This window comes from Streptomyces sp. Ru71, from assembly GCF_002920535.1.
Taxonomy (GTDB): Bacteria; Actinomycetota; Actinomycetes; order Streptomycetales; family Streptomycetaceae; genus Streptomyces.
The window spans coordinates 126,348-140,910 of the sequence record NZ_PQSS01000001.1; the positions used below are offsets into that span (position 1 = coordinate 126,348).

General features: G+C 73.2%; 14 protein-coding genes. 8 read left to right on the plus strand and 6 right to left on the minus strand.

Annotation, left to right across the window (positions count from 1 at the left end):
• Positions 1-10: 10 nt before the first annotated feature.
• Positions 11-805: a class I SAM-dependent methyltransferase gene (locus C3489_RS00610; protein ID WP_103778622.1), complete on the minus strand. Its 795-nt coding sequence runs from the start codon at positions 803-805 to the stop codon at positions 11-13.
• Between the two features lie 55 nt (positions 806-860).
• Complete coding sequence (locus C3489_RS00615; RefSeq protein ID WP_103778624.1) at positions 861-1,151, minus strand: DUF6355 family natural product biosynthesis protein; 291 nt, start codon at positions 1,149-1,151, stop codon at positions 861-863.
• A 243-nt stretch (positions 1,152-1,394) separates the two neighbouring features.
• On the opposite strand from C3489_RS00615, the gene C3489_RS00620 reads away from it, so the two are divergent.
• Positions 1,395-1,934, plus strand: a complete 540-nt coding sequence (locus C3489_RS00620) for a cupin domain-containing protein (protein ID WP_103778626.1) — start codon at positions 1,395-1,397, stop codon at positions 1,932-1,934.
• A complete protein-coding gene (locus C3489_RS00625) occupies positions 1,934-2,710 on the plus strand; it encodes an SDR family NAD(P)-dependent oxidoreductase (RefSeq protein ID WP_181139437.1) in 777 nt (258 codons plus the stop codon). The genes C3489_RS00620 and C3489_RS00625 overlap by 1 nt, the downstream gene beginning before the upstream one ends.
• A 9-nt stretch (positions 2,711-2,719) precedes the next feature.
• Here the strand turns inward: C3489_RS00625 and C3489_RS00630 are convergent, their stop codons facing one another.
• Positions 2,720-5,179, minus strand: coding sequence for a SpoIIE family protein phosphatase (locus tag C3489_RS00630; protein ID WP_103778628.1), 2,460 nt, complete (start codon positions 5,177-5,179; stop codon positions 2,720-2,722).
• 125 nt (positions 5,180-5,304) lie between these two features.
• Here C3489_RS00630 and C3489_RS00635 point away from each other — a divergent pair, with 125 nt between their 5' ends.
• The gene (locus C3489_RS00635) at positions 5,305-7,506 is read left to right on the plus strand and encodes a SpoIIE family protein phosphatase (protein WP_258054509.1); all 2,202 of its coding nucleotides are present in this window, start codon (positions 5,305-5,307) and stop codon (positions 7,504-7,506) included.
• 50 nt (positions 7,507-7,556) lie between these two features.
• On the opposite strand, the gene C3489_RS00640 is transcribed toward C3489_RS00635, so the two are convergent.
• Positions 7,557-8,222 carry an HAD family phosphatase gene (locus C3489_RS00640; RefSeq protein WP_103778630.1) on the minus strand — a complete coding sequence of 222 codons (666 nt, stop codon included), beginning with the start codon at positions 8,220-8,222 and terminating at the stop codon, positions 7,557-7,559.
• A 159-nt stretch (positions 8,223-8,381) separates the two neighbouring features.
• On the opposite strand from C3489_RS00640, the gene C3489_RS00645 reads away from it, so the two are divergent.
• Both C3489_RS00645 and C3489_RS00650 read left to right on the plus strand, forming a co-directional pair.
• Positions 8,382-9,353 (plus strand): alpha/beta hydrolase, encoded by a 972-nt coding sequence (locus C3489_RS00645; protein ID WP_103778632.1) that lies wholly within the window; start codon positions 8,382-8,384, stop codon positions 9,351-9,353.
• A 20-nt stretch (positions 9,354-9,373) separates the two neighbouring features.
• Complete coding sequence (locus tag C3489_RS00650; protein ID WP_103778634.1) at positions 9,374-10,087, plus strand: alpha/beta fold hydrolase; 714 nt, start codon at positions 9,374-9,376, stop codon at positions 10,085-10,087.
• A 10-nt stretch (positions 10,088-10,097) separates the two neighbouring features.
• Here the strand turns inward: C3489_RS00650 and C3489_RS00655 are convergent, their stop codons facing one another.
• Together C3489_RS00655 and C3489_RS00660 are read right to left on the minus strand one after the other, a co-directional pair.
• Positions 10,098-10,892, minus strand: a complete 795-nt coding sequence (locus tag C3489_RS00655; protein WP_103778636.1) for an SDR family NAD(P)-dependent oxidoreductase — start codon at positions 10,890-10,892, stop codon at positions 10,098-10,100.
• 100 nt (positions 10,893-10,992) lie between these two features.
• Positions 10,993-11,484: a carboxymuconolactone decarboxylase family protein gene (locus tag C3489_RS00660; protein WP_258054510.1), complete on the minus strand. Its 492-nt coding sequence runs from the start codon at positions 11,482-11,484 to the stop codon at positions 10,993-10,995.
• Positions 11,485-11,581: 97 nt separating this feature from the next.
• Between C3489_RS00660 and C3489_RS00665 the strand changes: the two genes are divergently transcribed.
• The 3 genes from C3489_RS00665 to C3489_RS00675 all read left to right on the plus strand — a co-directional run bounded on the left by C3489_RS00665 (position 11,582) and on the right by C3489_RS00675 (position 14,467).
• On the plus strand, positions 11,582-12,511 hold the full coding sequence (locus tag C3489_RS00665) for a pirin family protein (RefSeq protein ID WP_258054511.1): 930 nt from the start codon (positions 11,582-11,584) through the stop codon (positions 12,509-12,511).
• Positions 12,512-12,686: 175 nt separating this feature from the next.
• Entirely contained in the window at positions 12,687-13,772 is a 1,086-nt protein-coding gene (locus C3489_RS00670) for a zinc-dependent alcohol dehydrogenase family protein (RefSeq protein ID WP_103778640.1), read from the plus strand.
• A 5-nt stretch (positions 13,773-13,777) separates the two neighbouring features.
• On the plus strand, positions 13,778-14,467 hold the full coding sequence (locus tag C3489_RS00675) for a pyridoxamine 5'-phosphate oxidase family protein (protein ID WP_103778888.1): 690 nt from the start codon (positions 13,778-13,780) through the stop codon (positions 14,465-14,467).
• The last annotated feature ends 96 nt before the right edge of the window (positions 14,468-14,563 follow it).

A 14,563-nucleotide genomic window follows, 5' to 3' on the forward strand; every position in this document is an offset into this window, starting at 1 on the left:
GCGGCGGTGGTCAGTTCGGCGCGTGTCCCCATGCGGTCAGCATGCCGGGCGGCAGCCCCGTGAACACGGGGGAGTCGAGGCAGCGCACCGCCTCGTCCACGCCGGCGTCGTCGATCAGCCCGGTCGAAACCATCGCCTCCCGAGCCCGCTGCCAGGTGTCGGCCCAGAAGCGGTTGACGGCACTGCCGGGCACCAGTGGCGGCACGTGCATCTCGGCGGCGACGGACCGCAGTCCGGCCTCCTGCAGCAGATGGGGGCAGCGCGGAACCCACGTCACGTCCGTGCCGATCGTGTCCCGCAGCCCCTGCCACATGGCGCGCAGCGCGTCCGTCAGCGGGCTGCGGGGTGCGTGCTCGGTCGTCAGGTCGACCGCGTCGCTGACGACCAGGATCCCGCCCGGCGCGAGCAGACCGGCCAGCCGCCGCAGCACCCGCTCCCGGCCGGGCAGGTGCATGAGCACGAACCGCGCGTGCACCAGGTCGAAGCGCCCCGGCGCGAAGTCGTCCGAGGTGACGTCCGCCTGACAGGGCGTCAGCCCCGGCATCGGGTCCGCCAGGAGGAACCGGACGTCGCGGTCGGCCGCCACCACCTCCGACACGCCGGTCTCCCGCAGCAGCCTGCGCGCCACGCTGCCCGTGCCGGCTCCCACGTCCAGACAGCGCCACCCGGGGCCGACGCCCAGCTCCCGCAACCGGTGCAGGGTGACATCGTCGTAGGCGAGGGCGCCCAGGTCGATCCGGGCGCCCTCGCCCGCGCGGTCCGGCGGGAAGACCTGCTCGCCGTAGCGCGACGTCCGCTGATCCATACGCCGATTGTCGCGCCGTGCCCCGGTCACCGCACGGCGTCCCTCGAAGCCCTGGTCAGCAGGTGCGGCCGACGTAGTGGGCGCCCTGGATCCCGGACGCGGAGCCCAGCCAGGTCCGGCCCGGGGCCACGCAGCGCTCGTAGTCGTCGGCCCAGGCCGCCTCGACCTTGATCACCACGCGGGAGCCGTCGGAGGTGCAGTGGTTGTAGTAGGCGTCGGCGCTGGTCTCGTAGAAGCCGCACGGGTCGGCGGCCGCCGGCGTCGCGGTGGCGGTGGTGGCGCCCAGGGACGACAGGGCCAGGACGACGGAACCGAGGGTGCTGGTCAGCAGACGGCGGACGGACACGGTGAACTCCTCACGAGGGAAAGGGAAAAGGTGGCCGGGCCGATGGCGGCGGTGCCGGCCCGGCACGCGTTTCATGATCACGGGGGCGGTGGCCCGGCGGCGCCACGGCCTGCGGGCGTCACCCGGGGAATCGTTTGCTCGCTACGCCGAACGGGTCATGCGTCCGGCCGCGTGTTCCCCGGGCCGCCCGGCCGCCCGTCCCGTACAGTCGCTGCGACGGACACCCACCCGGAAGGAACGGTCATGCCCGACCCCCACGGCCGGGACACGGCAGCGGACATCGCCGCGCGGTACGGCCTCGAACCCCTGCCGGTGGAGGGCGGGTTGTTCCGGCGCACCTGGGCTGGACCGCCGGACGCCGAGGGACGGCCGGCCGGATCGGCGATCATCGCGCTCCTCACCTCGGCCGAGGGCGACGCCTCCGCCCTGCACCGCCTCCCCACCGACGAGGTGTGGCACTTCTACCGCGGCGATCCGCTCGAACTGCTGCTGCTCGCCCCCGACGGCACGGACCGGTTGGTCCACCTCGGCGGAGACGGCCCCGACGCGCTGGTGCAGACCGTGGTGCCGGCGGGCACCTGGATGGGGGCACGCGTGGTCCCCGGCGGCGCCTGGTCGTTGTTCGGTACGACCATGGCGCCCGGCTTCCTGCCCCGCGACTACGACGGTGCGGACGACGAGACCGTGGCGGCACTGCGCGCCCGCCACCCGCGCCACGCGGCCCGCATCCAAGCCCTGTACCGCCCGCACGCCCCCACCCGCATGACGGAAAGGCCGCTGTGATGGGTGACCCGCGACTGCCCGATCTGACCGGCCGCACGGTGCTGGTCACCGGCGCGAGCGGCGGCGTCGGCGGCGGGATCTGCCGGCAGTTCGCGCGGGCCGGTGCGGCCGTCGTGGCCCACTACCACCGCGGCGCCGACCGGGCCCGCGCCCTGGTCGACACGATCACGGACGCGGGAGGCCGGGCCTGTGCGCTGCCCGCCGACCTGACCGTGGAGCAGGACTGCAACCGCCTGGTGCAGGAGGCCGACGACTGGGCCGACGGCCGGCTGCACGCCCTGGTCAACAACGCCGGCGTCCAGCCCGTCACCCCCCTCGCCGATCTGACGGCCGCCGACTGGAGAGGGATGCACGAGGCCACGACGACCAGCGCGTTCCACTGCACCCAGGCCGCCGCACGCGTCATGCGGCAGGGCGGCTCAGGGTCGATCACCCACATCGCCTCCATCGAGGGCAGTCAGCCCGCACCCGGACACGCCCACTACAGCGCCGCCAAGGCCGCCCTGATCATGTTCGCCCGCTCCGCCGCCCTGGAGTACGGCGCGCACGGCATCCGCGTCAACTCCGTGTCCCCCGGCCTGATCGACCGCCCCGGCCTCGCCGGCGACTGGCCCGACGGCGTACGCCGATGGACCGCCGCCGCTCCGCTGCGCCGCCTGGGCCGCCCCGAGGACGTCGGCGACGCGTGCGTCTTCCTCGCCTCCGACGCGGCCGCCTGGATCACCGGCACGAACCTCGTGGTCGACGGAGGGGTCAGCGCACACCCCACGTGGTGACCCGCCCGCTCACGGGATCTCCTGCTCCGCCCAGATGATCTTCCCGTGGGAGGTGTACCGGGCTCCCCAGCGGTGGGCGAGCTGGGCCACCAGGAACAGGCCCCGGCCGCCCTCGTCCGTGCTGCGGGCATGGCGCAGCCGGGGAGCGGTGCTGCTGCCGTCGGTGACCTCGCAGGTCAGGCGCGTGTCGCGGAGCAGGCGCAGACGAATGGGCGTCTCGGCGTGGCGGATCGCGTTGGTGACGAGCTCGCTGACGATCAGCTCCGTCGCCATCGCCAGCTCCGGGAAACCCCACTCCTCGACCTGGCGGGTGGCGCGGGCCCGGGCCACACCGACGGCGGCCGGCTCCGCGGGCACCTCCCAGGAGACGACATGACCGGACGGCAACGCGCGCGTACGGGCCAGCAGCAGGGCGATGTCGTCGGACTGCGGCCCGGAGACGAGCTGCCGGACGGCGGTCCGGCACAGCGTGCCGAGGTCGGAACCGGGCGGGGCCAGGACCTCGCCCAGCCGGGCCATGCCCCGTTCCATGTCCCGGTCGGCTCCCACGATCAGGCCGTCGGTGTAGAGGCCGATCACGCTGTCCGGGGCCAGTTCGATCTCGCCGGTCTCGAAGCCGATCCCGCCCAGGCCCAGCGGTGGTCCGGCCGGAGGCGAGGGGAAGTGGACGTGTCCGTCCGGCGCGACGACGACCGGCGGCGGATGACCGGCCCGGGCCATCGTGCACCGCCGGGAGACCGGGTCGTACACGGCGTACAGGCAGGTCGCGCCGAGGAAGGCGGTCGCGCCGTGGTTCTGCCCCACGGCCGACTCCTCCTCGCTCAGCCGCAGCACGAGGTCGTCGAGGTGGGCCAGCAGTTCGTCGGGCGCCATCTCCATGTCGGCGAGGGTCTGCACCGCGGTGCGCAGCCGGCCCATCGCGGCCGCCGCCGTGATGCCATGGCCGACGACGTCGCCGACGACCAGGCCCACCCGGCTGCCGGAGAGCGGGATCACGTCGAACCAGTCGCCGCCGACACCGCCCGCCGGGTCGGCGGGCAGGTAGTGCGAGGCCACCTCCAGGGCGGTGCCGCCGCTGAGGGCCTGGGGCAGCAGACTGCGCTGCAGGGTGACGGCCGCCGTGTGCTCCCGGGTGTAGCGGCGGGCGTTGTCCACGCACAGCGCCGCCCGTGCCACCAGTTCTTTCGCCACCAGGACGTCGTCGGGCCCGAACGAGGACGGGTTGAGCGAACGGACGAAGGTGGCCAGGCCCAGCGCGGTGTTCCGGGCCCGCATCGGCACACAGATGAGGGAGTGCAGCCCGGCCCCCCGGATGCCCGTGACGCCGGCGGACCGTGCGGCGACCTCGTCCCCGCCGGCCGGGTCCAGCACCGGGACGAGGAGCGGCTCGCCCCTGATGAGCGTGCTCATGTCGTACGACGGGGGCAGGAAGTCCACCCGGTCCCCGACGCGGGCCACGGCCTCCGGGCAGCCGTTGCGCACCGAGCTCAGCCCGGCGCGACGCATCGCCACGCGGGCCGACGCCGGTCCGGCGTCGGACAGCCACGCCCCGGAGCCCGCGGTGCTCAGGACGGGTTCCAGCAGGTCGACGACGACGAGGTCCGCGAAGCGCGGCACGGCGAAGTCGGCGAGCTCCTGGGCCGTGCGCAGCACGTCCAGCGTCGTGCCGATGCTGGCGCCGGCCTCGTTGACCAGCGACAGCAGTCGGCGGGCGTTCCACCGCTCGGTGACGTCCAGCACCATGTAGCAGACGCCGGTGACGGAGTCGTCCGCGTCCACCAGCGGGAAGAACGAGGTGGAGTAGGCGTGCTGGCGGTGGGGATCGGACCAGCTCCAGCCCACGTACTCGTAGTCGCTGACCGGGACCCCGGTCTCCAGGACCTTGCGCATCAGCCCTTCGAGGGCGTCCGTCTGCAGCCCGGGCAGCAGCTCGCTCAGCCGACGCCCCAGCCGCTGTTCCCTGGGCACACCGCCGAGCCGTTCCAGGGTGTCGTTCAGCCAGACATAGCGCAGCCCCCGGTCCAGCACCGCCATACCGACCGGAGAACGGGTCAGAAAGCCGTCGAGGACCGACTCGCCGACCGACCACCGCTGCTCCTGCCCGCGTACCGAGAGCAGGAAGCACTCGTCGTGCGCGAGGCGGAAGGAGGCGGACACCCTGAGATCGACGTCGACGCGGTGGCCGTCGCGGTGCCGCACCGGAACGAGACCGCTCCACCCCATGCCGGACCGGCACCGCTCGGCGACCCGGGCGACCCGCACCGAGTCCCCGGGCACCGCCGACAGGCGCGCGGCGGACCGGCCCACGACCTCGGGCGCCGGGTAGCCGAGAAGGTCCTCGGCGGCCCGGGTCCAGCCGAGCACGACACCGCGGCCGGACACCACGGCGACCGCGTCGGTGGACGCGTCGAAGAGATCCCGCGCCTGTGCGGGCGCCGGGGGACCGGAGCCGTTTCGATCAGCGTTCATGGGCCACGTCCTTTACACGACCATCGTCCTGCGAGTCCGCCCGATGCGCACGGCCCGCACCGGCGCTCTCGCCCTCCGGGAGGTCCGGAGGGAGCATGGAAGGGGCCGGTGACAGGAGGACAGGGATGACAGCCGAATCCTTCGCTTCCGACGATGATCCGTACGACGCCTCATCGGAGTCGTCCGACGACGACCCGTACGGCACCGCGTCGACGTCGTCCGACGACGACCCGTACGAGACCGCCTCGCCGCCGTCCGCCCGCGATCCGTACGCCACCTCGTACGACGGTGATCCGTACGGCGTCGAGACGCGCCGGCAGACCAGCCTGCTGGACGTGCTCAGCGTGGCCGCCCTGGTGCTGGACGTCGAGGGCCGCATCGTGTTCTGGACCCCGCAGGCCGAGGAGCTCTTCGGGTACTCCGCGGAGGAGGCGCTGGGCCGGCCCGCGGCCCGGCTGATCATCCATCCCGAGCACCTCCAGGCGGTCCTCAAGCTGTTCGCGGAGGTCCTGGAGACGGGCCGCAGCTGGGCCGGGGCGTTCCCGATCCGGCACAAGGACGGCAGCACGCGGGTGATGGAGTTCCGCAACATGCGCCTCCTGGACGACCTCGGGGACGTCTACGCCCTGGGCCTGGCCGCCGACCACAGCCTGCTGCAGCGCGTCGAGACCGATCTGGCCCTGTGCGAGCGGCTGATCAACCAGTCCCCGATCGGCCTGGCCCTGCTGGACCCCGAGTTGCGGTACCTCCTGGTCAACCCGGCACTGGAGCGGATCGACGGCATCCCCGCCACGGACCACATCGGCCGGCACCTGCGCGAGACCCTGCCCTTCCCCGACGTGGACACCGTCGAGTCCGCGCTGCGTCAGGTGCTCACCACCGGCACCCCGCTGCTCGACCAGTACCACGTGGGCCGGGCCCTGTCCGACCCCGAACACGAACGTGCCTGGTCCCTGTCCTTCTACCGGCTGGAGGACCCCGGCGGGCGCGTGCTCGGGGCGGCCACCTCGGTCGTCGACGTCACCGAGCGGCACCGGGCGGCGGCCGAGGCGGACCGGGCCCGGCGCCGGCTGGCGCTGATCGCCGACGCCTCCACCCGCGTCGGCACCACGCTGGAGGTGGAGCAGACCGCCGCCGAGCTGGCCGACATCGCCACCTCCGCACTCGCGGACGTGGCCGCCGTGGACGTACTGGACGCCGCGCTGGCCTGCCGCCGGGTGCGGGAGCCGGACAACGGCCCGGAGATCTTCCGCGCCCTGGCCCTCAAGGCGGCCCACCCCACCGTGGCGCTGGGCGCCGCCGACACCCCCGGCGACCTCGCCTCGTACGAAGGCGACCGGCTGGTCACGCTGTGCGTCCACACCGGCCGGCCGATCCTGGTGCGGCACGTCGGCGAACGCGATCTGCCGCGGATCGCGCGTGACGACGAAGCCGCCGCCCTGCTCGCGCGCGCCGGCGTCCACTCCTATCTCGCCGTGCCGCTCATCGCGCACGGCGAGGTGCTGGGCGCCCTCGACCTCAAGCGCACCCGCAACCCGGTCCCCTTCGACGACGACGACGTCATCCTGGCCGGTGAGCTGGCCAGCCGGGCCGCCATCGCCATCGACAACGCCCGCTGGTTCCAGAGCGTGCGCAACACCGCCCTGACCCTCCAGCGCAGTCTGCTGCCCGACCATCCGCCGCACCACACCGGTCTGGAGCTCGCCTCCCGCTACCAGCCCGCGCAGGCCACCAGCGAGGTGGGCGGCGACTGGTACGACGTCATCCGGCTGAACGGCGACAAGACCGCCCTGGTCGTCGGTGACGTGATGGGCAACGGGATCGACGCCGCCGCGACCATGGGCCGGCTGCGCACCGCGACCTGCGCGTACGCGGACCTGGACCTGGACCCGGGCGAGGTGCTGCGGCATCTGGACAAGATCACCTGCGATCTTGAGCACTACATCGTCACCTGTCTCTACATCGTGTTCGATCCGGTGACGCGACAGTGCTGCATCGCCAACGCGGGGCACATGCCGCCCGCGCTCGCGCACCCGGGCAGGGCCCCGGCACTGCTCGAACTGCCCTCCGGGGCGCCGCTCGGAGTCGGCGGCATCCGGTTCGAGACGACCATGGTGGACATGGTCCCGGGCGACGTGCTGGTGCTCTACACCGACGGCCTGGTCGAGACCCGGCAGCACCCGATCGACGACCGGCTCAACGCCCTGCTCGGCTTCCTCGACGAACCCGAGCGGCCCCTGGAGGAGACCTGCGACCTGCTGCTGTACGGCCTGCGGACCGCCGACGACCACGACGACGTCGCGCTGCTCGTCGCCCGGGCCCTGTAGATCAGGCCCGGCAGTCTCGTGAGCCGGCCGCCCGGGCCCGGCATCTTGGCTCAGATTCCGTCCGTCAGCTGCTCGTCGAGCAGCAGCGGCAGTTTGCGCATGTCGTGGAAGACGGTGGTGCCGGGACCCTCCAGCCGTGCGGCCGGAGTGAGCCCGCCGGCGTAGCCGAACGCGCGCATGCCGGCGGCCCTGGCGGCCTCGATGCCGGGCCGGCTGTCCTCGACCACGACACAGGCGGCCGGGTCGGTGCCCATCTGCCGCGCGGCATGCAGGAACAGATCGGGGGCCGGCTTGCCGCGGGCGACCTCGGTGGCACTGTAGATGCGGCCCGCGAAACGGTCGTAGAGGCCGGTGCGCCCGAGGGTGTGGCGCATCTTGTCGTGGGAGCCGCTGGAGGCCACACAGGTCGGCAGGGTGATCGCGTCCAGCGCCTCGGGAAGTCCCTCGACGGCGGTGAGTTCACGGTCCACGGCCTCGCGATGGAGCTGCTCGAACCGCTCCGACCAGACGGCGGCGGTCCGCTCGCCGAGCCGTGCGGCGACCTGCTCGCGGATGGCGGCGTGCGAGCGGCCGATGAACCGGTCGACGACCTGATCCTCCGTGAGCGGCCAGCCCAGTTCCGCGCCGAGGGCGACCTGGACACGAGCGGCGATGCGTTCGCTGTCGACGAGGACGCCGTCGCAGTCGAAGATGACGAGTTCGATGGGCTTGATCATCTCGGCAGCATAGGGGGCTGCCTGCCCCGGGAGTTCGCCGTCGTCCCGGAAGGCCGCGTGCGCTGAGGGGAAAGCGGCTGTGCACGCGGCGGCAAGCTGCCTCTCCCGGCGCTTCTAGCGTGGTCGGCGGCGTACCGAACCACCGAGCCAGGAGAAGACATGCCCGATGCCGTAGAGCCCGTACCGCCCGTACTGGAGCCCGCGGCCGCCGCGTTCGCCGAGGCGACCGCCAACCCGCCCTATCTGTTCGACCTGCCCCCCGCCGAAGGCCGCAAGACCGTCGACGAGGTGCAGTCCGGCGAGATCGCCAAGCCCGCGATCGACGAGGAATGGGTCACCGTGCCGGGCGGCCCCACCGGCAGCGTCCGGGCGCGGATCGTCAGGCCCGCCGGTGCCACCGGCACCCTGCCGGTGATCCTCTACATCCACGGCGCCGGCTGGGTGTTCGGCAACGCCCACACCCACGACCGGCTGGTGCGCGAACTCGCCGTCGGCGCGGAGGCCGCCGTGGTCTTCCCCGAGTACGACCTGTCACCCGAGGCCCGCTACCCGGTCGCCATCGAGCAGAACCACACCGTCGCCCGCTGGATCGTCGACGAGGGCGCCGCCCGGGGACTGGACGGTACGCGCCTGGCGGTCGCCGGGGACTCCGTGGGCGGCAACATGACGGCCGCGCTGACCCTGATGGCCAAGCAGCGCGGCGGCCTGCCGCTGGTGCAGCAGGTCCTTTTCTACCCGGTGACCGACGCGAACTTCGACACCCCGTCCTACCACCAGTTCGCCGAGGGCTACTTCCTGCGCCGCGACGGCATGCAGTGGTTCTGGGACCAGTACACGACCGACGAGGCCGAGCGCGCCCAGATCACCGCCTCCCCGCTGCGCGCCACCACCGAGCAGCTGACCGGCCTGCCGCCGGCGCTGGTCATCACCGGTGAGGCGGACGTGCTGCGCGACGAGGGCGAGGCCTACGCGAACAAGCTCCGCGCGGCCGGGGTCCCCGTCACCGCCGTGCGCTTCCAGGGCATCATCCACGACTTCGTGATGCTCGACGCGCTGCGCCAGACCCACGCCGCCGAGGCCGCGATCTCGATGGCCGTCCGCACCCTGCACACCGCCCTGCACGGCGCCTGAACACCGGAGGAACCACGTCCATGACCACCCCGACCGTCCTCCTCGTCCACGGCGCGTTCGCCGACGCCGGCAGCTGGACCGGCGTCGTCTCGCATCTGCAGAGCCACGGCATCCCGGTCATCGCCCCGCCCAATCCGCTGCGCGGCCTGGCCGCGGACGCCGCCTACATCGCCTCGGTCGCCGCCCAGATCGAGGGCCCCGTGGTGCTCGTCGGGCACTCCTACGGCGGCGCTCTCATCACCGTCGCCGGCACCACCGAGAACGTCGTCGGCCTCGTCTACGTCGCCGCCTATGTCCTGGAGGAGGGCGAGAGCCTCGGCGAACTCCAGGGCCGGTTCCCGGCGTCCCCGCTGGTGAGCAGCCTCAAGGAGTGGACGTACCCGGTGCCGGGCGGCGCCTCTGCCGTCGAGGTCACCATCGCCGAGGACGCCTTCCCGGCCATCTTCGCCGCCGACGTGCCGGCCGAGACCACCAAGGCGCTCGCGGCGGCCCAACGGCCGCTCGCCGCCGCGGCGTTCGAGGAGCGGGCCGCCGCGGCCGCGTGGAGGACCAAGCCGTCCTGGGCCCTGGTCGCCGCCGCCGACCAGGCGATCAACCCGGAGGTGGAGCGCTTCGGCGCCAAGCGCGCCGGGGCGACGATCGTCGAGGTGGAGGGCGCCTCGCACGCGGTGGCCGTCTCGCGGCCGGAGGAGGTCGCCCAGCTGATCCGTGAGGCGGTCCGCGCCACGAGCTGACGGCGGGGCGTCAGGGCAGGATCGAGTCGACGTACCCGCCGTCCACCCGCAGGGCTCCTCCGGTGGTGGCCGAGGCCTGGTCCGAGCTGAGGTAGACCACCATGTTGGCGATCTCCTCCGGCTCGATCAGCCGCTGCAGCAGCGACTGCGGCCGGTGCTGCCGCATGAAGGCGCGCTGGGCCTCGTCCCAGGGCAGGTCCCGGTCGACGAGTTCGTAGACGAAGTCCTCCACACCGCCGGTGTGGGTGGGCCCGGCGATGACGCAGTTCACGGTCACCCCGGTGCCCGCCGCCTGCTTGGCGAACCCCCGGCCGACGGCGAGCAGCGCGGTCTTGGTCATGCCGTAGTGGATCATCTCCGCCGGGACGACCACGGCCGAGTCGCTGGCGATGTACTGGACGCGGCCCCAGCCGCGCCGCGTCATCTGCGGCAGGTAGAGCCGGGTCAGCCGTACGGCGGCGAGGACGTTCACCTCGAAGTAGCGCCGCCACTCCTCGTCGGTGATCTCCAGCGGGTCGGCCGCGCCGAAGATGCCCAGGTTGTTGATGAGGACGTCCACGTGGGGGAGTGCTTCGGCCAGCCGGGCCGCGCCCGCCTCGTCCGACACGTCGGCGGCGACGGGGACCACGTCGGCGCCGGGCACCTCCTCGGTCAGCCGGGCCGCGGCCTCGGCCACGCGCTCCTCGGTGCGGCCGTTGAGCGCCACCCGGGCGCCGGCCCGGGCGAGGCCGGCGGCGATGGCCGCGCCGATGCCCTGCGTCGAGCCGGTGACCAGAGCGGTGCGTCCCGTCAGATCGATGCGCATGCCGACGATTCCCTTCGGTCGCCTCTGCTTGCACACGCATGCTAGGCGCGCGTGCGGGAAACGCGCGTGCGCAATGCCGCGGCGCCGGGCCGATGGCGGGTCAGCGGGCGGCGGCCGGGCGTACCGGGTGCTTGCTCAGGACGGAGACCCGGTTGAAGGCGTTGATGGTGATCGCCACCCAGATCACGGCGGAGATCTCGTCGTCCGACAGGACGGAGCGGGCGAGGGTGTAGGCGGTGCTCTGCGCCTGCGCGTCCGCCGGGTGGGTGGTGGCCTCCGCGAGGGCCAGCGCCGCGCGTTCCCGGGGGGTGAACAGTTCGGTGTCGCGCCAGGCGGGCAGCACGCCCAGGCGCTGCGTCGTCTCCCCGGCGCGCAGGGCGGCCCGGGTGTGCAGGTCGAGGCAGAAGGCGCAGGCGTTGAGCTGCGAGACACGGATGTTGACCAGTTCGACGAGGATGCGGTCGAGGCCCGCCTGCGCGGCGACCGCGCGGACCGCCTCGGCCGTCGCCGTCAGCGCGCGATAGGCGTCGGGGCTCTGCTTGTCGACGTACACCCGCCCGCCGGTGGCCACCGTTGTCACCGTCTCCGCCACGTGATCTCCTTCATCGCGCGATCCATCGAGGTACGTCCTATCATCATCCCGTGAATGTTGAAAATCGAACTTTCCTTGCGGGGGAGGGAGCAGACCAGTGAGCGCTACGGAAGCGACGGCGGCCGGCATCGAGGTCCTCACACCGCGCGACGTGCCCCTGGGCGGCCCCCGCGCCATGCGGGTGCGGCGCACACTGCCGCAGCGGTCCCGCACGCTGATCGGCGCCTGGTGCTTCGCCGACCACTACGGGCCCGACGACGTCGCGGCGAGCGGCGGCATGGACGTCGCCCCGCACCCGCACATCGGCCTGCAGACCGTCAGCTGGCTCTTCAGCGGCGAGATCGAACACCGCGACAGCCTCGGCGTGCACGCCTTCGTCCGGCCCGGCGAGCTCAACCTCATGACGAGCGGTCACGGCATCTGCCACTCCGAGGTGTCCACCCCCGCGACCACCGTCCTGCACGGCGTGCAGCTGTGGGTCGCCCTGCCCCAAGAGCACCGCGACACGGCACGGGACTTCCAGCACCACGCCCCCGCCGCGGTACCGCTCGACGGCGGCGAGGCCCGCGTCTTCCTCGGCACCCTCGCCGGGGACACCTCCCCGGTACGCACCTTCACCCCCCTGCTCGGCGCGGAGCTGCGCGTGGACCCGGGCGCCACCGTCACGCTCGATGTCGCCGCCGACTTCGAACACGGCGTCCTCGTCGACACCGGCGACGTCCTCCTCGACGGAACCGCCTTGAAGCCCGCCGAACTCGGCTACACGTCCCCGGGCCGCACCACCCTCACCCTGACCAACCAGGCACCCGAGCCGGCCCGGCTGATCCTCCTGGGCGGCCCGCCGTTCCAGGAGGAGATCATCATGTGGTGGAACTTCATCGGACGGTCGACGGAGGAGATCGCACAGGCACGCCGCGACTGGACCGAAGGCCGACGGTTCGGCGAGGTGACGGGATACGACGGCGATCCGCTGCCGGCCCCGGAGCTGCCGACGGTGCCGCTGAAGCCTCGGGGAAACCGGCGCTGAAGCGCGGGGCACGGGGAGACTCGGGGCGTTCGGGCTCGGCAGGTCGGCGGATGCCCGGCAGGGCCCGGTCGGCCGGTCACTGGGGCCGGTCGGCCCAAGTCAGGGTCCGGTGCACCGCACAAGCTGAAGGTGAGGGGCGCGAACCCGTGCCTGCGAGACTTCAGTAAGGATCACCATGAAGGGCTACGTCTTCCATGGTCCCGGCCGGTCCTCCTGGGAGGACGTTCCCGATCCGGCCGTGAAGGAGCCGACCGACGCGATCGTGCGGGTCGATGCCGTCACCATCTGCGGCACCGACCTGCACATCCTCAAGGGCGACGTCCCGGAGGTCCAGCCCGGCACCGTGCTCGGGCACGAAGCGGTGGGCGAGGTCGTGGAGACCGGCGCCGACGTCCGCACGGTCCGGCCGGGCGACCGGGTGCTGATCTCCTGCATCACCGCCTGCGGCCGCTGCGCCTACTGCCGCAAGGCGATGTACGGCCAGTGCCGGGGCGGCGGGGGCTGGATCCTCGGCCACCTGGTCGACGGAACCCAGGCCGAGTACGTGCGCGTGCCGTACGCCGACCTGTCGGTGCACCCACTGCCCGCCTCACTCGCCGACCAGGACGCCGTGCTCCTCGCGGACATCTTCCCGACCGCCTACGAAGTCGGCGTCCTCAACAGCCGGGTGCGGCCCGGTGACACCGTCGCGGTCGTCGGCGCGGGGCCGGTCGGGCTGGCCGCCATCGCCACCGCCCGGCTCTTCAGCCCCGAGCGGATCCTCGCCGTCGACCCGGCCGCCTCCCGGCTCCAGGCCGCGCGCCGGCTCGGCGCCGACGCCGTGGCGGATCCGGCCGAGTCCCCCGAGCAACTGGTGGCGGACCTCACCGACGGGCTGGGCGCCGACGTGGCCATCGAGGCCGTCGGACTGCCCGAGACCTTCGAGCTGTGCACCCGCATGGTGCGTCCTGGCGGGCACGTCGCCAATGTCGGCGTCCACGGCAAGCCGGCCATGTTCCATCTGGAAGACCTGTGGATCATGGACGTCACCGTCACCACGGGACTCGTCGACACCCACTCCCTGCCCAGGCTGCTGCGCATGGCGGCCGCCGGCCGGCTGCCGACGTCCGCGCTGGTCACCCACACCTTCCCGGTGGACCACATGGAACAGGCCTACGACGTCTTCGCCCGGGCCGCCGACACCGGCGCCCTCAAGGTGGTGCTCGGCGGGCCCCCGCACAACGAACTGGCTCGCCCCGGCGGCCCGACCAGGAGGAAGTGACGGTCATGGACAGGCAGGTCGTGGACAGGCAGGTCGCGCCCGCCCCGGTGCGGGAGGCTCCGCTGGGAGACCTGGGCCGTCGTATCGCGCAGCGCCGTACGCGGCTCGGGCTCGCCCGAGAGGAGGTGGCGGCCCGCGCCGGCATGTCCGCCGCTTATGTGCGTCACCTGGAGGAGCACCCCGCAGCCGCGCCCGGCCCCAGCGCCCTCCTGCGGCTGGCCGGTGCTCTGGAGACCACCGTCACGGAGCTGGCCGGCGGCACCGCCGAGCTGCCGGAGGGACTGGGGAAGGCTTCCCGCACGGCGGAGCTCGTCCAGCTCGGAGCCGAGGAGTGCCGCACCCTGCTCGGCACCCATGGAGTGGGGCGGCTCGCGGTTCTCACGACCGACGGGCTCGTGATCGTCCCCGTCAACTACAGCGTCGTCGACGGCGCCATCGTCTTCCGGACCGACCCGCGCGCCACGCCGGGCCGCGCCGCCGGCCGCCGGGTGGCCTTCGAAGTGGACCGCATCGACGAGGCGTTCAGCTCCGGTTGGAGCGTGCTCGTGCAGGGCAGGGCACGGACCGTGACGGACCCCGACGAGGCCCGCAGGCTCACCGAGCGGGTCTACAGCAAGCCCTGGGCCGGAGGCAGGCGCACGCTGTGGATGCGGATCGACCCCGTCGGCATGACCGGCCGCAGAATCGCGGTCTGAGGCCCGGGGCGGCCCGTCCGGCCAGTGAAGCTCACGTCGTCGTTCCGCACCGGTGACGGGCCTGGCGGCCCGGGCCCGGCGGGGTGACGCTGGAAG